This window comes from Anaeromicrobium sp., from assembly GCF_025210435.1.
In the GTDB taxonomy this organism is placed as follows: domain Bacteria; phylum Bacillota; class Clostridia; order Peptostreptococcales; family Thermotaleaceae; genus Anaeromicrobium.
Genome location: NZ_JAOART010000072.1, coordinates 14,222 through 35,032 on the forward strand (window position 1 = coordinate 14,222; position 20,811 = coordinate 35,032).

The following is a 20,811-nucleotide window of genomic DNA, read 5'->3' on the forward strand; positions in this document are numbered from 1 at the left end:
GCAAATGGAAATAAGCTATAGGCGAGTTACTGTATGGGGAAAGCTTAGAGTTCATAAACCTATATAGTTATAGTATTAAAGAGTTGGGTATTATTGTGATTGTACTTATTGATTTTATTGAAAGTAAGTAAAAATATCTAGATATCAAACTTTACTTTAAAATAAAAATCATTATATGGATATTGTAATTTCATAGTATATTTTATTCACCATAGGCTAACTATGCTTATGAATTGAAAAAACTTACTCAAAAGAATATAATTAAACTACATGTTAATACAATTTTAATACAAAAGAGGAGGGATTACTGTTGAAAATAAGATTATTTTGTAAAAGTCAGTTAGAATTATCTCAAGCTATTAAAAACCTTATAGATAGTTATTGGGAAAATAAAATTGATGAAACCTCTTTGATTGAGCATGTACACAAAGCAATAGTAATCAATGAAGATAAGGCTTTTAAGGATGGCCAATATACAAAAGTATTACAATAAAGATACGAAAAGCGAAGACTAGAGTTGCTAGATAAAATTTAAAAAGATTAACAAATAGCAATTACGGGAAGAGGGGGATACTATGGACCAACCAAGAATATTGGACAATAAAGCACTTGGTAAAGTTGGAGATGTATTAAAAGAGAATTTAAGAAAGGGGTCAAAATTATCAGTAGTATCAGCATATTTCACAATATATGCTTTCAGGGAATTAAGAAAAGAATTAAGTAGAATAGAGGACATGAGATTGTTATTTGTAGAGCCAACCTTTACAAAACAGCAAAAGGAAGAAAAAAGAGAATTTTATATTAATAAAAATCATCGTGAAAAGCAACTTTCAAATAATGAATTTGAGATAAAAATTAGAAATAAATTAAATCAGAGTAGGGTAGCAAAAGAGTGTGCCAACTGGCTAAAGGAAAAAGCACAGATAAAGTCACTTATTAATCCTAATTCTGCTCATACAAAATTATTTCATATAAATAATAGAGAAGATGGATTGGTAATACAAGGAAGTTCGGATTTTACTACTGCTGGACTAGGATTCACTAATTCCACTAGAATGGATATTAATACTTGTATTAAAGGGAAAACGGCAACAAATCAAATGCTTTCATGGTTTGATGATATATGGAACAACGAATCTCTTGTAGAAGATGTAAAACAAGAAGTACTTCAACAAATGGAGACAATATATAAAGAGAACACTCCTGAATTTATTTATTTTATAACTCTTTATAATATATTTAATGATTACTTAGATGAGCTGAATGAAGATAATATTGTAAAAACTAAAACAGGATTTAAAGATACAAGCATATGGAATAAGTTATATAAGTTTCAAAAGGATGGTGTAATAGGGGCTGTTGATAAACTAGAAAAATATAATGGCTGTATCATAGCAGATAGTGTTGGTTTAGGTAAAACCTTTGAGGCATTAGCTATTATAAAATATTATGAATTAAGAAATTATAGGGTTTTAGTATTATGTCCTAAAAAATTAAGAGATAACTGGACCATATATACTGTAAATGATAAAAGAAACATTTTGGTTGATGATAGATTTAATTATGATGTACTTAATCACACGGATTTAAGTAGAGAAAAAGGTAAATCAGGAGAAATTAATTTAGAAACTATTAATTGGAGCAATTATGACCTAATAGTAATAGATGAATCACATAACTTTAGGAATAATGATGCCAGAAAAGACAGGGAGACTAGATATTCTAGATTAATGAATGAAGTTATAAAAAAAGGTGTGAAGACAAAAGTACTTATGCTTTCAGCAACTCCAGTTAATAATCGAATGAATGACCTTAAGAATCAAGTAGCATTCATAACTGAAGGTATTGATAGTGCATTTGAAGATGAAGGAATTGATAGTATTGAAAAAACATTGAGAAAAGCTCAAACTCTCTTTAATAGATGGATAGATTTACCTGATAATGAAAGAAATTTGGACAAATTCCTGGAAATGATGCGTTATGACTACTTTAAACTTCTCGATATAGTTACTATCGCTCGCTCAAGAAAGCATATAGAAAAGTATTATGATATGAAAGATATAGGGAAATTTCCAGAAAGATTAAAACCAGAAAATATTAAAGCAGATATTGATTTAAAAGATGAGTTTCCACCATTAAAAGATATTAATAAAAATATAAAAAGACTTAATCTTAGTGCTTACTCTCCACTGAAGTATGTGAAGAGAGAGAAAAGAGCAGAGTATAGTAAAAAGTATGATGTATCAGTTAGAGGTGGCACATCTGTATTCAAACAAACAGATAGAGAGCAAAGTTTAATTAATTTAATGAGGGTTAATCTTTTAAAAAGAATGGAGAGTTCAATTAATTCATTCGGCATGACTATAGCCAAGCTATTAAAACAAATTGATAGATTAGTTGAAAAAATTCACAATAAACAATTTCATTTTGATGCAAGTTTAAATATAAACGATATTCAGTTAGATGATGATTTATTAGAAGATTTATTGATTGGTAATAAGGTAAAGGTACTTTTACAAGATATTGACCTTATTAAATGGAAACAAGATTTAGAAGATGATAAAGAGAAGCTAGAAGACCTTTTGATAGAAACGGCTAAAATTAACTCTACACGAGATGCTAAATTAAAAATATTAAAGAATATTATTCAAAATAAAATAGAAAATCCAATTAACAATTCTAATAAAAAAATCATAGTATTCACAGCGTTTGCAGATACAGCTAATTATCTTTATGAAGAAATATCAAAATGGTCAAAGGAATATTTTGATGTTAATTGTGCCTTAGTAACGGGAAGTGGAAATAACCAGACAACAATGATTGGAATAAAGAAGGACCTAAATACAATATTGACTAACTTCTCACCTGTTTCAAAAGAAAGAGATAAAGTCAACAATCATGAGACAGATGAGATAGATATACTAATTGCTACAGATTGTATTTCCGAGGGACAGAATCTACAAGATTGTGATTATCTAATTAATTATGATATTCATTGGAATCCAGTACGTATTATACAAAGATTTGGCCGTATAGACAGATTAGGTTCTAAAAATGATGTTATACAGCTTGTAAACTTTTGGCCTAATATGGAGCTTGATGAATATATTAACCTAGAAGCTAGAGTAAGTGGTAGAATGGTGCTCTTAGACGTATCAGCAACAGGAGAAGAAAATATTATTGAACAAAGTGAAAAGAAAAAGATGAATGACCTTGAATATCGTAAAAAACAGTTAAAGCAACTTCAAGATGAAGTAGTGGATATTGAGGAGATGTCTGGTGGAATTTCTATTACAGATTTAACTATGAATGACTTTAAAATGGACCTGATGGAGTATATGAAAGAAAATGAAGATAGTTTAGAAAAAGCTCACTTTGGGATGTATGCTATATCTGAAATAGAAGATGAGTCTTTAAAAGACCAAATAAAACCAGGAATAATCTTTTGTTTAAAACAAGTTAGTAAAGTGGTTAAGGTAGAAGAAAATAATGCCTTATATCCATATTACATGGTTTATGTTTATGAAGATGGAACAGTAAGATATAACTATCTTCATACAAAGAAAATATTAGATTTTTATAAAAAATTATGTTCTGGTAAAAATCAAATATTAAGTGACTTAGTAGACACTTTCAATAAGGAGACAAATGATGGGAAGAACATGAATTATTATACTGAATTATTAGAAGAAGCTATCAATAGTGTAATTGGTAAAAAAGAAGAAAAAGGGATTCAAAGTTTGTTTACTAAAGGGGGAACAACTTTATTACAAGAGTCGATAAAGGGGCTAGAAGATTTTGAGTTAGTATCATTCTTGATTATAAAATAGGGGGATAAAATGTTTGATAAATTTATTAAAGAGCTTAATATTCCTGCTAAGTGTAGAGTAGGCAAGAAAATATTTAAAAAAGTCTTTTATGAGAATGCTAGTTTTAATAAAAAAGATAAAGAAATATTTACAGAAGAAATAAAGAGTATTGAATGGTTATTTTCATTAAAATCAGATACAATAAATATTCAGCCATATGTTGATGGGGATAAGGAATATGAAGAAATAGCCATTATTAAGGTAGATGTAATTTCATATAAAAGGATAAAAAAGATATGTGAAATTATTCAAAAGACAATACCTTACCCATTAATTTTAATATTTAATAGAGAGGACAAAATCTTGATAAGTGCTGCTTTAAAAAGAGTTAATAAGGCAGATGAAAGTAAAAACACAGTAGAAGAATATTTTTATACAGATTTGGTTGATTTGTCTAGCCCATCAGATGATGAAGAAAAGTTTTTACAGAGTTTAAATCTTAATAGTTTATCATTCACCAATTTTTATAACCTATATATGGATATCATCAATAGAATGAATTTACTTAATGTAACTAAATATGGAGAAAAATATGAAGTAGTTAGTGAGGAAAAGGCTAGAGATATTAAGAAAATATCTGATGAAATAGAAGAGACTGATAAGGAAATTATTGATTTGAGAAATAAGATGAAAAAAGAAGTAGGATTTAATAAAAGAGTGGAATTAAATATGAAAATTAAACAGCTTAAAGAACAAAGGAAAATTTTAATAGAAAAGTTGAAATAGAAAGGGAGAGCTAAGGTGGAGAGAATGGATGGAAAGAGTTTAGATGTTGTTAAGGACAATATTGATAAATTGAAAGATATATTTCCAGAGGTGTTTTGTGAAGACAAGGTTGATTTTGATAGATTAAAGGAAGTATTGGGAAAATATATAGAGGATAAAAATGAAAGATATAGCTTTAATTGGAATGGTAAATCAAAAGCTATAAGATTAGCTCAAGAACCTTCTATAGGAACGTTAAGACCAGTGAAAGAAGAGAGTAAGTATTGGGATAAGACACAGAATTTTTATATAGAGGGGGATAATCTTGAGGTATTGAAGTTACTACAGAAATCTTACTATAAGAAAGTTAAAATGATATATATTGACCCCCCATATAATACAGGAAAAGACTTTGTTTATCCTGATAACTTTAGGGACAATTTACAAAATTATTTAGAACTTACAGGTCAAGTAGATGAGGAAGGAAGAAAATTAGGTACAAATTCAGACACAAGTGGAAGATATCATACAGATTGGCTCAATATGATGTATCCTAGATTAAAGGTAGCTAAAAATTTATTAAAAGAGGATGGAATAATATTTATTTCAATTGATGAAATAGAGTTAAGCAATTTAGTTAAAATATGTGATGAGATATTCGGAGAATACAATCATGTAGCAGATTTTGTATGGCAAAAGAAAAAAGGTGGAGGTAATGATGCAAAACATGTTGCTGTAGAACATGAATATATAGTTATGTATGCAAAGAATGAAACCAAACTACATGATTTATTTGAACCTTATAAACCAGAATATTTAAAAAGATACAAAGAAGAGGATGAGAATGGAAAATTCTTTTGGGATACATTTAGACGTAAGTCAGGTAAACAATATTATCCAATAACATGTCCAGATGGAACTATACTGGAGTATGATGAAAATAATAATCCTATAAGCTGGTTACGTTCACAAAGTAGATTTATAGATGATTTGAGCAAAGAAGAAGTAAGATTTGTAAAAATTAGAGATAAATGGTCAATTCAGTTCAAGCAGAGACTGCCACAAGGGAAAAAGCCACGTTCAATTTTCTTTGAGGATTCTATTTGGGATAGTGAGGGAACAAATAGTGACGGAAGTAATGAACTATTAGAATTATTTAAATCTAATATATTTGACACACCAAAACCTGTAGCACTAATAAGCAAATTACTTGGATTTAATATACAAAAGAATGATATTGTGTTAGATTTCTTTTCGGGCTCGGGTACAGTTGCTCATGCTATACAAGAATATAATTTAATAAGTAAATCTAACGTAAAATATATTTTAATTCAGTTACCACAAATAATAGAGCCTAAGAATTTAATACAAAAAAATGCTTGTGAATATCTAGATTCTTGCAATAAGCCGCATCTAATTACTGAAATTGGGAAAGAGAGAATTAGAAAAGCGGGAGAAAAAATATTAGAAGAGAATAAGGATAAAGAAGGAATTGAGAATCTAGATATTGGTTTTAAAGTATTTAGATTAGATACTTCAAACATAAAAACGTGGGATGTGAACTTCGATAGTTTAGAAACAGGAATAGAGAAAATGGTTAATAATATCAAAAGTGATAGACGCCAAGAAGATGTATTGTATGAAATTTTATTAAAATATGGACTTGATTTAACATTACCTGTTGAAGAAATGAAGTTAGCTGATAAAACAGTATATTCATTTGGATATGGAGCATTAGTGATTTGCTTAGATAATGATATAACTTTAGAAGTTGTAGAAGAGATAGGTAAGTTCAAAGAGGATTGTGATACAGAGATAATGAGAGTTGTATTTAAAGATACAGGATTCAAGAATGATTCAGTGAAGACAAATGCAATGCAGATATTAAAGAGATACGGAATAGAGGATGTAAAAAGTATTTAGTAAAGGGGGGGGTGATGAATGAAATTAAAATTTGAACATTTAGATTATCAGAGTGAAGCGGTAGATGCAATAGTCAATATATTTGAAGGACAATCCATAAAGCGGTCAAACTTTTCTGTAGCTCCAGTAAAAAGAGGTAATCCTGACCAAATATATTATGATGATTATGGTAATCTTATTCAAGATAATAATAAGTACGATTTGGGTATAGGAAATAAATTAGATATTACCAATGATGAAATTCTTTATAATATTAAAGAAATACAACTGATTAATGGATTAGAACAAACTAAAAAGTTAAAAGAAAGTGATTACCACTTTTGTGTCGAGATGGAAACAGGTACAGGTAAGACCTATGTATACTTGAAGACTATATTTGAATTTAATAAAAAGTACGGATTTACAAAGTTTATCATAGTTGTACCTTCTATAGCTATAAAAGAAGGGACACATAAGAGTTTACAGATTACCGAAGAACATTTTAAATCCTTATATGACAATGTGATTTATGATTATTTTGCATATGATTCACAAAAGTTAGATCAGGTAAGAAACTTTGCCACAAGTGACAATATCCAAATTATGATAATAAATATTGATGCATTTAGAAAGAGTTTCACAGACCCTACAAAGGAGAGTAAAGCAAATATTATTCATAGGACTAACGATAGACTAAGTGGGTACAAACCAATAGAATATATCCAAGAAACTAATCCTATTGTTATTATTGATGAGCCTCAAAGTGTTGATACTACACCAAAATCAAAACAGGCCATTGCTTCATTAAATCCCCTTTGTACACTTAGATACTCTGCTACGCATAAAGAAAAGATGAATCTTATGTATAAATTGGATTCTGTGGATGCTTATGAGAGAAAGTTAGTAAAACAAATAGAAGTTGCTCATATTAGTGTGAAGGACAATCATAATAAAGCCTATATCAAACTAATTAGTGTGGACAATAAAAAAAGTCCTATAAAAGCAAAAGTTGAATTAGATGTTTTCAAAAATGGTAAAACAACAAGAGTACAAAAGACAGTCAAGCAAGGTGATGATTTGTTTGATGTATCAGGGGGAAGAGAAATATATAGTGGCTATATAATTAATGACATATACTGTGAAAAAGGCTCTGAATATATAGATTTTACAAGTAAACCTGATATTATAAGGTTGGGACAATCTATTGGTAATGTTGATAACGATGAAATAAAAAGAATGCAGATAAGAAAAACAATAGAAGAACATCTTAATAAGGAATTAAAATTAAAAAAAGAAGGAATCAAAGTATTAAGTCTGTTCTTTATAGATAAAGTTGCTAATTACAGATATTATGATGAAGAAGGAAATCGACAAAAGGGCAAATATGCTCTTATGTTTGAAGAAGAGTATAAAAATCTTATAAGAAAACCTAAATACAACACATTATTTAAAGATGTAGATATAGATATAGAAACAGAAGTAGAAGCTGTACACGATGGATATTTTGCAAAAGATAAAAAGGGAAAATTAAAAGATACTAAAGGGAATACTCTTGCTGATGAGGACGTATATAGTTTAATTATGAAAGATAAAGAGAAGCTGCTAAGTTTTACTTCAAAACTAAAATTTATATTCTCGCACTCTGCTCTTAAAGAAGGATGGGATAATCCAAATGTATTCCAAATATGTACTCTTAATGAAACAAAGTCAGAGATGAAGAAGAGACAAGAGATAGGTCGTGGACTTAGATTAGCAGTTGACCAAAATGGAGAAAGAAAATATGGTCATGAAATAAACACATTAACAGTCATGGCTAATGAGTCCTATGAAGATTTTGCAAAAGCTCTTCAGAAAGAAATAGCAGAAGAAGAGGATATCAAATTTGGAGTTATTGAAAAACATACTTTTGCTAATATTGCACGTAAAAAAGAAGATGGTAATTATGAATATCTAGGACAGAAATCTTCAGAAGCTATATGGAATGATTTAAAAGATAAAGGATATATAGATAAAGACGGAAAAGTTACTGATGGTTTAAAAAGAGATTTAAAGGATAACAAGGTAGAGGTAGCTGAAGAATTTAAAGAATCAAAAGATAAGATAGTTAGTATATTGAAAAAGGTAGCTGGAAATCTAAATATAAAAGATGCTGATAAAAGGGAAGAAATAGAACTTAACAAAGGTATATTTTTAGGAGAAGATTTTAAAAAATTATGGGATAAGATAAAATATAAGACTACTTATTCAGTTGAATTTGATACAGATAATCTAATAGAAAAATGTTCAGATGAAATAAAAAGAAATCTTAGAGTAGATAAAGCAAAATTAATATATGAGAAAGGACTACAAAAAATATCTGCAGCTGGGATAGAAACAAAAGAAGTAGTAAGAGAAGCATCAGTTTATTATGGTCATGACTATACACTTCCTGATATACTTACATATCTTCAAAATGAAACAAATTTAACAAGAAAAACATTAGTTAAGATACTAAAAAAATCAGATAGATTACAAGATTTTAAGAATAATCCACAAAAATTTATGGATGAAGTAAGTTTTATTATTAAGAATAAAATGAGACATCTAATTGTTGATGGAATTAAATATGAGAAAATTGGAGGTGAAGAATATTACTCTCAAGAATTATTTGAGGATAGAGAGTTGAAAGGTTATTTGAATGATAATATGATTGAAAGTGAAAAATCTGTATATAAATATGTAGTTTATGATTCAACGAATGAAAAGAATTTTGCACAAAGATTTGAAGATAATGAAAGTATCAAAGTGTATGCTAAATTACCTGATTGGTTTAAAATAGACACACCGCTGGGTACATACAATCCAGATTGGGCAGTTTTAGTTGATAAAGATGAAGAAGAAAAACTATACTTTGTATTAGAAACAAAAGCTAATATTTTATGGGAAGCATTACGTCCTAGTGAGGATGCTAAAATTCGATGTGGAGAAAAGCATTTTGAAGCATTAGGAAATACGGTGAAATTTAAGAAAGTTGATGATTTTAATGATTTTATTGAATCTGTGTAATAAGAATATGAAAAAATATAGTTTTTAATAAATTAGGGATGGAGATAATTTCATCCCTAATTTTATAAGTATTAAAACTGAATAATACTTTATTTAGGGAATGATATTTTTATGGTAAAATTAAATAGAAGTATGGGTTTTTCATTGAAATCTTTAACAATAAATATTGAAGGATTTAGGTATATTATAGAATATAAAGCAGTAGTACTTGAGAAAAAAGGAAAGTATAACTTCTAAAGGAAGGTGTTTTGGTTGATTAAGAGTTTTATCTTTGAAAATTTCAAAAGCTTTGCTCAGGCCACATTGGATATGGAACAACTAACAATTATGGTTGGAGCTAATGCGGGTGGTAAAACTAATGCTATAGAGGGGATTAAAATACTGTCAGAGCTTGTAACGGGCAGGGATATTTCGGATATATTAGACGGAACGAAAAACTCTAAAGGGTGGATTAGAGGGGGGAGTGAAGCTTGCCCAAGACTCAATTCTAATTATTTTGTGTTAGGGTGTATTGTAGGATATGATGAAAATACTGATTTAGAGTACAAAGTAAAGATTAAAGTAGATGAAAAAATTTATGTTAAGGAAGAAAGACTAGACAGGATTTCTTATACTGAAAAAGAGACTAGGAAGAAAAATATATTTAATACAAAGAATATTACAGAGTATGTGGGTGTTATAAGAGCTGAATATGATAACGGGAAGAGAGGACCAAATCCAATTATTGAGTGTATGGGTTTTTCTTCTGTAATTAGTCAGTTATCAACTAAAATACCTTTAAACGGTCAAATGGAGAAAACTATTGTTTCAGAGATTGGTCATGTTATTAAAAGGTTGAGAAATATATTGTTCTTTGATCCAGAACCAGCTAGGATTGAAGTATATTCAAGAATAAATGATGTTGAAATGAAGCCTGATGGTTCTAATTTGCCATCTGTTTTGAATCACCTATGCAAAGAGAAGGAAAAAAAAGAAAAAATATTAGATATAATGAGGTCTTTGCCAGAAAGTGAGTTTATAGATATTTCTTTTGATATAACATCAATTGGGGATGTAATGTTTAAGGTTGAAGAAAAAGTTGGAAAAAATAAATATGATATTGAAGCTGAAAAATTAAGTTATGGAACATTAAGGGCGTTATCAATAGTAGGAGCATTACTTCAAGGAGAAGAGAGGTCTATGATTATTATTGAAGAAGTAAATAATGGTATTCATCCGAGTCGAGCATCTAAACTTATAGATATTATATCCACCGTATCCCATGAAAGAAATATAGATACATTGATAACTACCCATAATACAGCTTTACTTAACGCAGTAAATAAGGAAAATTTACTAGGCGTTGTTATATGTTATAGAAATCTTTCATCAGGAAGTAGTAAATTTGTTTCTTTAGTAGATATAAATAAATATCCTCAATTAATGGCAAAGGGAAAATTAGGAGACTTATTAGAAAAAAATGAAGTTCACAAAGCAATAATCAATAAGAAAATACGAAAAAATCAATATGCTTGGATGGAGGAATAAATATGAATGTACATTTTATAGATACCTCTGTTTTAGTAAATATACTAGATATTCCAAATAGGAATTCCCATAGAGAAGTAGTATTAAAAGAATATGAGGGGCTCAAAAATAGCCAAACAGATACACTTCTTTTACCTTTAGCTACTATTATAGAAACGGGTAATCATATAGCACATATTCGTGACGGCAATATAAGAAGATCTAAAGGAAAAGCTATGGCACAAATGCTAAAAGATATGGCTAATGGAGTTGCTCCTTGGGATTATTATGAAGGTGAAATTACTAGAGACGATTTATTATATTTTTCAAAGAATTTTCCTGATATGGCCATGAAGGGAACTGGAATTGGTGATTTATCTATTGTATCAGCATATAATAAATATAAGGAATCTGTACCTGCTATAGGATTCATAAGAATATGGAGTTTAGATGGACATTTAGCAGCTTATGAAGAAAAAATGACTACAAAGCGAAGAAGAAAGAGATAGTATAAAAAAATCCCTTACAAGTGATTATGTAAGGGATTTTTAGCATATTTAGCATGGTAAAAACACCCTTAAATGAAATTTTATAATATTTCCTTGAAATTCTTTATCATAACTAATTCTCTTTATCAAAGTCAAACTCCTTTTATGAAAAAAAACTGCACATATGTGCGAGAAAAGTCGAGATTATGGGAAAAAAATCGATCATGTGATATGATTGGTTTATAGATAGACGTCTATTAATAACCTAATTTTGAGAGGAGACTTATCATGGATGTAATTATTTCTGGATTTATGATTTTTATCAATAAGTTTTTAGGTCAAGCACCTTTACTTTTAGGAAGTATAGTTTTCATTGGTTATTTATTATTAGGGAAAAAATGGTACGAGGCTTTACAGGGTTTCATTAAAACATTTGTAGGATTTAAAATTCTTCAAGTAGGGACAGGCGGTCTTGTAAGGACTTTTAGACCAATTATTACAAATTTATCGGCTAAATATGGGATTGATGCATTTGTTATTGATCCATACTTCGGGCAAACGTCTGCAACAGAGTTTTTGAATACAAGTAATTCATTATCGTTTGTTGGATATGTTATGTTAATAGCTTTTATATGGAACATTATTTTAGTAGCATTTAGAAAACAGACAAAGATTAGAGCATTATTTATTACTGGTCACATTATGTATCAGCAATCAGCAGTTCTCTTATGGGCTCTTTATTGGGTAATTGAAGGGACAACAGGCGAACCAGTATCTACAGCTTTGACAGTTGCAGTTGGTCTATTTTTAGGTACGTATTGGTCAGTTGGGTCTAATTTAATAATTGAACCTACTCAAGAGGTATCGGAGGGTTCTGGCTTTACAGTAGGGCATCAACAGATGTTTACAACATTTTTAACATATCATCTATCAAAGAAAATAGGTAATTCGGATAGTGATGTTAATACAATTAATGCACCTGGATTCTTATCTATTTTTAATGACAATATAGTGGCTAATGCATTGATTATGACTATGTTTGTTGGGTCAATTATGGTATTTATTGGTGCGGAATCTTTTGATTACAATAGAGATAAGTATTTTTTCGCAACATACATTTGGGAAACCTGTGCATATTTTGCAGTATACATCACAATAGTTTTAACAGGGGTAAGGTTGTTTGTTACGGAATTAACTAATTCATTCCATGGAATTTCAAATAAGCTTTTAAAAGGAGCTGTACCAGCTGTGGATTGTCCAGTTGTATTTGGATTCTCCCCACAAGGACCAATGTATGGTTTTATCTTTGGATTCTTTGGGCAGTTGATTGGTATCTTAATGCTAGTAGCAATAGGTTCACCAATTCTACTAATCGCAGGTTTTATTTGTCTATTCTTTGATAACGGAACATTAGCGGTATATGCTAATAAAGCAGGTGGTAGAAGAGCGGCTGCAATTATTCCTTTCATTTGTGGTTTGATTCAAGTATTTGGTTCTGCGTGGGTATTACAATACCTAGTTGGTCCACCTGAGGTTATTGGTTGGATGGGTATGATGGATTGGGCTACATTCTTTGCAGGTACAACTGTATTATCTAGTTATTTAGGAATTATTGTACCAATAGGATTAATTCCAATATTATTAGTTATTCCCCAGTTACAATATAGAAGATATAAAGAAACTTATTTTACGACAATGAGAGATCAATAAGCTATTTGCAAATATCATATTTTTAATAGAAGGAAGGCATAATAATGAGTGTTATAAATGAGATTACAAGAGAAAGTTGGATATTGAGTACTTTCCCAGAATGGGGAACATGGCTTAATGAAGAAATTGAAAACACTGTTGTTCAACCGGGAACATTTTCCATGTGGTGGTTGGGATGTACAGGCATATGGTTGAAAAGTGAAGGCAACTGCAATGTATTAGTGGATCTATGGGTGAAAACAGGAAAAACAACTAAGAATAAACCGCCAATGCCACCACATCATCAACATCGTAGAATGATTGGTGCATTGGAAATACAACCAAATTTAAGGAATATACCTGTTGTTATTGATCCTTTTAAAATAAAGGAAATCGATGCGGTTTTGGCTACTCATGACCACAAAGATCATATTGATGAGAATGTTGCAGCTGCTGTTTGTCAAAATACGGATGATTCTGTGAAATTCATTGGTCCAAAAGCTTGTACAGATCTTTGGAGAGAATGGGGAGTACCAGAAGCTAGATTAGTCACTTTGTTGCCAGGTGAGACTTATAAAGTGAAAGACATTGAAATTGTTGCTCTGGATTCATTTGACAGAACTGAATTAGTAACAGCACCAAAGGGCGTTGTTTTAAAAGACAAGATGCCATTAGATATGGATGAGAAGGCGTTAAACTACTTGTTTAAAACCCCTGGAGGTAGTTTATATCATAGTGGTGATTCCCATTACTCAAATTATTATGCAAAACATGGAAATGATTATAAAATTGATGTTGCCTTAGGATCCTTTGGAGAAAACCCTAGAGGAATGACAGACAAAATGACTGCTGAAGGTATTTTGAGAATGGCTGAATGTTTGAATACAAAAGTAGTTATTCCTATTCATCATGACCTTTGGACGAATTTTATGGCTGATCCAAAAGAAATCACTACTTTGTGGCATATGAAAAAAGATCGTTTGAAATATGGATTTAAACCATATATTTGGCAGGTTGGAGGTAAATTCACTTGGCCTAATGATAAAGATGATATGGAATACATGTATAGAAGAGGCTTTGAAGATGCCTTTGGTACTGAACCAGATTTACCATTTAAATCTTTGCTATAGATTTAAGGTATTTAAGAATAAAGGATTAATAATATAGAAAAATTGGAGGGTAATTATGAAAAAAATATTAGTAGCGTGTGGTAATGGAGTAGGGTCAAGTTTAATTGTTAAAATGAAAGTTCAAAAAGTATTTGCAGATATGAATATACCTTGTGATATCACTCATTCTAGCATAGGACAAGCAAAATCAGAAGCGAGTAAATTTGATTTCATAGTTATTTCAAAAATGTTTTTGAAAGAATTTGACAATGTAATTGGTCCAAAGGTAATTGGTCTTGTCAATATACTTTCTGAGGATGAATTAAAAGAAAAACTGATTGAGGCAATGGAATAAAAGTTAATCCCAAAAGAGGTGAGTTAATGGATTGTGAAGAACATCAATTGATACTTGATATTGCCGTTATGTATTACCTAGAAGATATGACTCAAAGTCAAATAGCAAAGGAAAAGTTAATATCGAGATCAAAGGTTTCTAGATTATTGAAAAAGGCAAGAAAAAAGAAAATAGTAGATATTAAAATCAATTATGATAGTGAAGCGTTTGATATGTTGGAAGCGAAAATTAAGAGTAATTTTGATGTGGAGACTGTAATTATAACGAAAACCTTAAAGAATGAAATGAAAACTTTAAAAGAAGTATGTAAGGTTGCCTCGTTAGAGTTAACTAATTATCTTAGAGACGATTTGACATTAGGCATCTCTTGGGGACGTCATTTGGGTATGACAGCCAAATATCTAGTTAATCATTACTACAATAATATAAGGGTAATAGAACTATTTGGTGCCATTAGTTATGATATGAACCAATTAGATTCCAATAGCGTTGGTAGGAAAATTTGCAATAAATTAAATGCAATACTGTACCCTTTACCTGCACCTGTATGTATATTTGAACCTGATGCAAGAGCCACAATTATAAATACACCTATCGTTAAAAATGCTCTTGAAAAAGCAAATGAATGTGATTTGATTTTAACGAGTATTGGTACTATGGATAATGATAACCTTCAAGTTCTATGGAGCAATTATCTAGGTGAAGATATTAAGGATTCAGTCAAAAAAAGTGGAGGAGTGGGCTTTATATTAGCCCGTTTCTTTGATAAAAATGGAAAGTTTATTGAGTGTGAAATCAATGATAGTGTTATAGGAATGAGTGTTGAAAATATTCATAAACAAAATATCTTTGCTATAGCTTCAGGAAAGCGAAAAAGTAGACCTATACTTGCTGCTTTAAGAGGTGGCCTTTTACAAACACTAGTAACAGACGAAGAAACGATTAGGAAAGTCCTTGAGTTACATGAGAAAGAAAAATATTAAAATTTGAAACTTTGAGATAGATTATGCAACGGGGGAAGATTTAATGAAGATAAAGAAAAAAAAATTAGGAGAATTAGAGCGAGTTTATGCAACTTGTATAATGGAGATTAATGATGAGTTGCATTATATTGTAGCATCTGAAGGTGCATCAGAATGTAGGGCAATCAAAGCGAATACATTGGAAGAAACTGTGATTTGGGATGCACCAGGGGGTACAATGAATATTATTCCAGTACCTGGTAGGAAAAACGAGTTTATTGCCACACAGAAATTTTTGCCAACTTTTAATTCAGCTGAATGTGAAATTGTTCATGCCATTTTAGATAAAGATAATAATTGGACAGTAACACCAATAATGAGGATTCCATATCTTCATAGATTTGACTTATTCATGATTGATGATGAATTACATTTGATCGGTGGTATGCTTTGTAATTCAAAGGCATTTAAAGAAGACTGGTCGGATCCAGGTCGCATAGTGACTGGTAAATTTCACGATGATTTAACAAAGGCCTTTGAACTTACCACAGTTTATGATGGCATTACAAAGAACCATGGATTTTGTGCTGGAAATTGGAAGGGCAAAAGAGCTTTTTTTATAACAGGTGTTGAAGGTATATTTATTGCCTATCCTCCAGAAAAGAAAACCGATGAATGGATTATAGAACAATTATTTGATCATGAGGTATCAGATTGTGCACTTTGTGACATTGATGGTGATGGTAATACAGAAATTGCTACAATTGAACTATTCCATGGCGATAAAGGTAAAATTTATAAAGAAATAGATAATCAATGGCAAGTGGTCTATGAGAGGGATTTTGAATTTGGCCATGTGGTTTGGGGAGGCATTATAGCAGGAAAACCAAGTTTTATCATAGGTGGTAGAAAAGGAACCATGGATCTTGTGTTATTCACCTATGATAAAGGAAAATTTGTTGAAACAGTAATTGATAATACAGGTGGTCCAAGTAATATTTCAGTTATAAATCTAGAAGATAAAGATGTAATCCTAGCTGCTAACAGACAAATAGGTGAATATGCAGTTTATGAAATAACAGTATAGAAAGTTGGGAAATTATGATTAATGGATTTAAATTGAGTAAAAATTATATTCAACTTATAGATAAAATTGAAAGTTGGCAAGAAGCGATTAAAGTATCTGCGCAACCGTTGCTAGCAAATGGAGATATTGAAAAGTCTTATATTGAATCGATGATTAACTCTGTTACAGAACACGGGCCATATATAGTCATAGCGCCTATGGTTGCTTTACCTCATGCAAGACCTGAAGCTGGAGCTAATAAAATGGCTTTTAGTGTTCTTAAATTAAATGAACCAGTATATTTTACTGAAGATAAAGATGAAAATTATAAAGCGAGTTTGTTAATAACTTTATCATGTGTCGATTCGGATTCGCATTTACAGATGCTTCAAGCACTTGTGGGTGTTTTATCTGATGAAGTTAAAAACAAGGCAATATTTGATGCATCTTCAGTTGATGACATATTGAGTATATTTAGTATCTAAGAGCAAAAAAATAAAGCATTAAGGGTATGCTTCCCAGCGTACCCTTTTTTAAAAGAGTAGTGTAAGGGTGTGATAATATGAGTCTTAAAGGCATAGCAGCTTCTAGTGGGATTGCCTTTGGTAAGGTTTTCAAATATGAAAAAAAAGAAATGGTTATAACAGATAAAAAGACAGAGAATAAGGAAGAAGCCTTTGGATTGCTTAAAAAAGCTATTGCTAAAAGCGAACAGGAGCTGGTAATCATAAGGGATGAAACAATCAGAAGAATTGATGAGGATCATGGTATGATTTTTAATGCCCATATTCAGATTCTTAAGGATCCTGAACTATACAGCCAAACGGTTCAAAAAATTGAATCTGAGCATCTGAATCCTGCAGCAGCATTTAAAGCCGTATCCGAACAGTTTGCAATGATATTTGACATGATGGACGATGCTTATATGAAAGAAAGAGCATCAGATATCAGAGATGTATCAGAAAGGGTACTGGCACATATCTTGGGGGTTGAACTGGTAGATTTTAAACAAATCAATGAACCTGTTATTGTGGTTGCGCAAGATTTGACACCATCGGATACAGCTCAATTGGATAAGGATTTAGTTGAGGGTTTTATCACTAATATAGGGGGAAGAACCTCCCATAGTGCTATTATGGCAAGAACATTGGAAATTCCAGCCATTGTAGGAACAAAGACTATCATGGATGATGTAAATCATGGTGATATAGTAATACTAGATGGATTATCAGGGATTGTTGAAATCAACCCGAGTAAAGATCTAATTGATGAATATAAAAGAAAAGCAAAATCATATGAAGATCAAAAGAGAACATGGGCCATGTTGAAGGAGGAGGCCACAGTAACAGCCTGTGGACACCATGTGGAACTGGCTGCCAATATTGGATCTCCCAAGGACCTTGAAGGGGTAATGAATAACGGCGGTGAGGGTGTGGGACTTTACAGAACAGAATTTTTGTACATGGATTCAGATGATTTTCCCACAGAAGAGAAGCAGTTCGAAGCCTACAAGTCAGTTCTTGAAGGGTTGAATCCTAAACCTGTTGTAATTAGGACATTGGATATTGGTGGAGATAAGGAACTGAAGTATATGGATATGCCCCATGAATTAAATCCTTTCTTGGGTCACAGAGCAGTGAGACTTTGTTTCGAAAAGAAAGAGATGTTTAAGACCCAACTAAGAGCTCTTCTAAGAGCAAGTAACTTTGGCAATCTTAAGATCATGTTTCCGATGATTGCAACATTAGAAGACTTTAGGCAGGCAGAGCGTATTTTAGAAGAAGCAAAGGCCGAACTCATTTCTGAAGGACAAAATGTGAGTGAGAATTTGGAAGTAGGGATTATGGTGGAAATACCTGCAGTGGCACTACTAGCTGATCAATTCGCTAAAAAAGTAGATTTTTTCTCAATTGGCACAAATGATTTGATTCAGTATACCTTTGCAGCGGATAGAATGAATGAAAGGGTATCATACCTCTATCAGCCGTATAATCCATCATTACTGAGATTAATTAAACTTGTGATTGATGCAGCACATAGTGAAGGCAAGTGGGTTGGTATGTGTGGTGAGATGGCAGGAGATGAGATTGCCATTCCGTTACTTTTAGGATTGGGATTGGATGAATTTTCCATGAGTGCATCGAGTATTTTACCAGCAAGGGATATTATTAAAGGCCTAACAAAGACTGAGATGGAAACATTGGCAAGTGAGGCACTCATGAAAGATACAAATGAAGCCGTTATAAAATTAGTAAAAAAGACATTGGGGGGAAAATAAAATGGTAGTTAAGAGTTTTCGAGTTATAGATCCTGCGGGTATACATGCAAGACCTGCATCAATATTGTCACAAAAGGTAATGTCATACAAAGGAGATGTGAAAATCAAGTTTGCTGAAAAAGAAGGAAACTTGAAGTCCATTATGTCAATTATGGCTTTGGGTATTAAACAAAATAGTGAGTTTTCAATTGCGGTTGATGGAGAGGGTTCGGAAGAAATGTTATTGTCGTTGGAATCCACATTAGTTGAAAATAATATTGTAAAATAGAAGTAATCCATGGCTTTATGTCAAATGTTAGAGGTGTTAGTATTTATCTAGATATTTGAAGGTAAGATAGAAACGGCTAAGAAAATTATTAAAAAAATCATGAATTAATTGATAGAATAGATTCATAATATAAAATAGGTCATAGCTATGCTATGACCTATTTTATATTATGAATAATTCACTAAGGTAGCCACTATTTATTTTTCAGCAAAGGGATTTTAGAAATTAGACGGATTTTCTTAAATAGTTTTGAAGTAGATGAAACTAGTACTACCCCTATTGCTATGGAACCAGCCACAAATATGGTATCACTGCCAGTTTTGGCAGCACTGTAAAAATCATTGTTTATAATATCTAGCATGGTCAAGTACATACCATAACCTGGAACTAGAGGAACAATACCTGGGATTATAAATACGGTGACAGGCTTTTTGTTTGTTCTTGCAAATATTTCTCCTAATAGACCTATTACAGTGGCTCCTATAAAGCTTGATAAGGAAGCTGAATTAGTTATACCATTTAAATAGGTGTATAATGTCCAACCAATACTTCCCGTAATAGATCCGTATAAAATATCTTTTTTAGGAACATTAAAAAATATACAAAATCCCATTGTTGCTAAAAAAGAGTAAATAAAGTGAAGATATAAACTCATTAGAATGCACCTCCAAACCAGTGAACCCATAGTTGGAATACTATACCTATTCCAACGGCTATACATATGGCTGTGAATATGGCCTCAAATATTTTTGCAAGACCTCCTAGTAAATCCCCCGATATAAAGTCCCTAAGACCATTTGTAAAGGATACTCCAGGAACTAGGGGCATAATGGACCCAACTATTATCATATCTAAACTTTTCCCTATTCCAATGAAAGTAAATATTATGCCAAGTAGGCCTATGGTAGAGGATGCTAGGATTGTGGATAAAAAAGAAGTATCACTTATCTTATCTATTTGATCTGCCATGTATATAGATATCATGGATATTATAAATGCAGATACAAAATCTAGAAATTCACCACCAAATATAAGTGAAAAGAAACCACCTATAACCCCCGTAAAGAAAACTCTCATTAGAAGAGGATACTTAGCTGTCTTATCTATCTGTTTTAATTGAGATAGGGCTTTGTCCACTCCTATAGTAGAGTTCACGTAATCCCTTGAAAAATCATTTACCATAGATACCTTATGAAGGTTTAGTGTTCGATTTTTAATTCTTTTGATAAAACTTATACCATCCATCCTATCATCTGATACAAATATTCCTGTAGGTGTCACAAAAGCATTTACATGCTTTATATTTTTTGATGTACATATTCTGATTATAGTATCTTCAACCCTATATATTTCTGCTCCATTTTTAAGCATTATTTCTCCAGCGTAAAGAGCTATTCTTAGTATGCCTTTCTTTTCTGTTATAGTCATGATGTCACTCCTTATTCCTTTGATCTTAGATATATTTAAAGTGGATTATCATAGAATTATATAAAATCAAATCTATTACTTAAATAAAAGACACCTCCAAATGAAATATCAGAGGTGTTTTTTATCTGCTCATGGTAAAAC

17 protein-coding genes are annotated in these 20,811 nt (G+C 31.1%); 15 read left to right on the forward strand and 2 right to left on the reverse strand.

The genetic code is table 11. From position 1 onward, the window contains the following. Window positions 1–310 precede the first annotated feature (310 nt). The 15 genes from N4A57_RS08815 to N4A57_RS08885 all read left to right on the forward strand — a co-directional run bounded on the left by N4A57_RS08815 (window position 311) and on the right by N4A57_RS08885 (window position 19,242). Entirely contained in the window at window positions 311–493 is a 183-nt protein-coding gene (locus N4A57_RS08815) for a TIGR04540 family protein (protein WP_293657626.1), read from the forward strand. 82 nt (window positions 494–575) lie between these two features. Continuing rightward, window positions 576–3,830 carry a helicase-related protein gene (locus N4A57_RS08820; protein ID WP_293657627.1) on the forward strand — a complete coding sequence of 1,085 codons (3,255 nt, stop codon included), beginning with the start codon at window positions 576–578 and terminating at the stop codon, window positions 3,828–3,830. Between the two features lie 9 nt (window positions 3,831–3,839). After that, entirely contained in the window at window positions 3,840–4,595 is a 756-nt protein-coding gene (locus tag N4A57_RS08825) for a DUF4391 domain-containing protein (protein ID WP_293657629.1), read from the forward strand. A gap of 24 nt (window positions 4,596–4,619) precedes the next feature. Then, window positions 4,620–6,497: a site-specific DNA-methyltransferase gene (locus tag N4A57_RS08830; RefSeq protein ID WP_293657662.1), complete on the forward strand. Its 1,878-nt coding sequence runs from the start codon at window positions 4,620–4,622 to the stop codon at window positions 6,495–6,497. 18 nt (window positions 6,498–6,515) lie between these two features. Then, on the forward strand, window positions 6,516–9,521 hold the full coding sequence (locus N4A57_RS08835; RefSeq protein WP_293657630.1) for a type III restriction-modification system endonuclease: 3,006 nt from the start codon (window positions 6,516–6,518) through the stop codon (window positions 9,519–9,521). Between the two features lie 252 nt (window positions 9,522–9,773). Next, on the forward strand, window positions 9,774–11,048 hold the full coding sequence (locus N4A57_RS08840) for an AAA family ATPase (protein WP_293657632.1): 1,275 nt from the start codon (window positions 9,774–9,776) through the stop codon (window positions 11,046–11,048). A 2-nt stretch (window positions 11,049–11,050) separates the two neighbouring features. Continuing rightward, window positions 11,051–11,536, forward strand: coding sequence for a hypothetical protein (locus N4A57_RS08845; RefSeq protein ID WP_293657634.1), 486 nt, complete (start codon window positions 11,051–11,053; stop codon window positions 11,534–11,536). A 267-nt stretch (window positions 11,537–11,803) separates the two neighbouring features. Next, a complete protein-coding gene (locus N4A57_RS08850) occupies window positions 11,804–13,225 on the forward strand; it encodes a PTS ascorbate transporter subunit IIC (RefSeq protein WP_293657635.1) in 1,422 nt (473 codons plus the stop codon). A gap of 44 nt (window positions 13,226–13,269) precedes the next feature. After that, on the forward strand, window positions 13,270–14,334 hold the full coding sequence (gene ulaG / locus N4A57_RS08855; protein WP_293657636.1) for an L-ascorbate 6-phosphate lactonase: 1,065 nt from the start codon (window positions 13,270–13,272) through the stop codon (window positions 14,332–14,334). A gap of 55 nt (window positions 14,335–14,389) precedes the next feature. Further along, complete coding sequence (locus N4A57_RS08860; RefSeq protein ID WP_293657637.1) at window positions 14,390–14,668, forward strand: PTS sugar transporter subunit IIB; 279 nt, start codon at window positions 14,390–14,392, stop codon at window positions 14,666–14,668. Window positions 14,669–14,694: 26 nt separating this feature from the next. After that, window positions 14,695–15,651 carry a sugar-binding transcriptional regulator gene (locus N4A57_RS08865; RefSeq protein ID WP_293657638.1) on the forward strand — a complete coding sequence of 319 codons (957 nt, stop codon included), beginning with the start codon at window positions 14,695–14,697 and terminating at the stop codon, window positions 15,649–15,651. Window positions 15,652–15,694: 43 nt separating this feature from the next. Further along, on the forward strand, window positions 15,695–16,717 hold the full coding sequence (locus N4A57_RS08870) for a hypothetical protein (protein WP_293657639.1): 1,023 nt from the start codon (window positions 15,695–15,697) through the stop codon (window positions 16,715–16,717). 14 nt (window positions 16,718–16,731) lie between these two features. After that, window positions 16,732–17,181: a PTS sugar transporter subunit IIA gene (locus N4A57_RS08875; RefSeq protein ID WP_293657640.1), complete on the forward strand. Its 450-nt coding sequence runs from the start codon at window positions 16,732–16,734 to the stop codon at window positions 17,179–17,181. A gap of 77 nt (window positions 17,182–17,258) precedes the next feature. Further along, window positions 17,259–18,974, forward strand: a complete 1,716-nt coding sequence (gene ptsP, locus N4A57_RS08880; RefSeq protein WP_293657641.1) for a phosphoenolpyruvate--protein phosphotransferase — start codon at window positions 17,259–17,261, stop codon at window positions 18,972–18,974. Between the two features lies 1 nt (window position 18,975). After that, window positions 18,976–19,242 carry an HPr family phosphocarrier protein gene (locus N4A57_RS08885; protein ID WP_293657642.1) on the forward strand — a complete coding sequence of 89 codons (267 nt, stop codon included), beginning with the start codon at window positions 18,976–18,978 and terminating at the stop codon, window positions 19,240–19,242. A gap of 193 nt (window positions 19,243–19,435) precedes the next feature. Here the strand turns inward: N4A57_RS08885 and N4A57_RS08890 are convergent, their stop codons facing one another. Together N4A57_RS08890 and N4A57_RS08895 are read right to left on the reverse strand one after the other, a co-directional pair. Further along, a complete protein-coding gene (locus tag N4A57_RS08890; protein WP_293657643.1) occupies window positions 19,436–19,897 on the reverse strand; it encodes a threonine/serine exporter family protein in 462 nt (153 codons plus the stop codon). Next, window positions 19,897–20,670 (reverse strand): threonine/serine ThrE exporter family protein, encoded by a 774-nt coding sequence (locus tag N4A57_RS08895; protein ID WP_293657644.1) that lies wholly within the window; start codon window positions 20,668–20,670, stop codon window positions 19,897–19,899. Before N4A57_RS08895 ends, N4A57_RS08890 begins: the two co-directional genes overlap by 1 nt. Between the last annotated feature and the right edge of the window lie 141 nt (window positions 20,671–20,811).

Bases quoted from the DNA above. Each gene is read 5' to 3' on its own strand.
- ulaG (WP_293657636.1), top strand. From the start codon at position 13,270: ATGAGTGTTATAAATGAGATTACAAGAGAAAGTTGGATATTGAGTACT.
- ptsP (WP_293657641.1), top strand. From the start codon at position 17,259: ATGAGTCTTAAAGGCATAGCAGCTTCTAGTGGGATTGCCTTTGGTAAG.
- N4A57_RS08825 (WP_293657629.1), top strand. From the start codon at position 3,840: ATGTTTGATAAATTTATTAAAGAGCTTAATATTCCTGCTAAGTGTAGA.
- N4A57_RS08875 (WP_293657640.1), top strand. From the start codon at position 16,732: ATGATTAATGGATTTAAATTGAGTAAAAATTATATTCAACTTATAGAT.
- N4A57_RS08820 (WP_293657627.1), top strand. From the start codon at position 576: ATGGACCAACCAAGAATATTGGACAATAAAGCACTTGGTAAAGTTGGA.
- N4A57_RS08860 (WP_293657637.1), top strand. From the start codon at position 14,390: ATGAAAAAAATATTAGTAGCGTGTGGTAATGGAGTAGGGTCAAGTTTA.
- N4A57_RS08870 (WP_293657639.1), top strand. From the start codon at position 15,695: ATGAAGATAAAGAAAAAAAAATTAGGAGAATTAGAGCGAGTTTATGCA.
- N4A57_RS08830 (WP_293657662.1), top strand. From the start codon at position 4,620: ATGGATGGAAAGAGTTTAGATGTTGTTAAGGACAATATTGATAAATTG.
- N4A57_RS08845 (WP_293657634.1), top strand. From the start codon at position 11,051: ATGAATGTACATTTTATAGATACCTCTGTTTTAGTAAATATACTAGAT.
- N4A57_RS08890 (WP_293657643.1), bottom strand. From the start codon at position 19,897: ATGAGTTTATATCTTCACTTTATTTACTCTTTTTTAGCAACAATGGGA.
- N4A57_RS08850 (WP_293657635.1), top strand. From the start codon at position 11,804: ATGGATGTAATTATTTCTGGATTTATGATTTTTATCAATAAGTTTTTA.
- N4A57_RS08865 (WP_293657638.1), top strand. From the start codon at position 14,695: ATGGATTGTGAAGAACATCAATTGATACTTGATATTGCCGTTATGTAT.
- N4A57_RS08895 (WP_293657644.1), bottom strand. From the start codon at position 20,670: ATGACTATAACAGAAAAGAAAGGCATACTAAGAATAGCTCTTTACGCT.
- N4A57_RS08835 (WP_293657630.1), top strand. From the start codon at position 6,516: ATGAAATTAAAATTTGAACATTTAGATTATCAGAGTGAAGCGGTAGAT.
- N4A57_RS08885 (WP_293657642.1), top strand. From the start codon at position 18,976: ATGGTAGTTAAGAGTTTTCGAGTTATAGATCCTGCGGGTATACATGCA.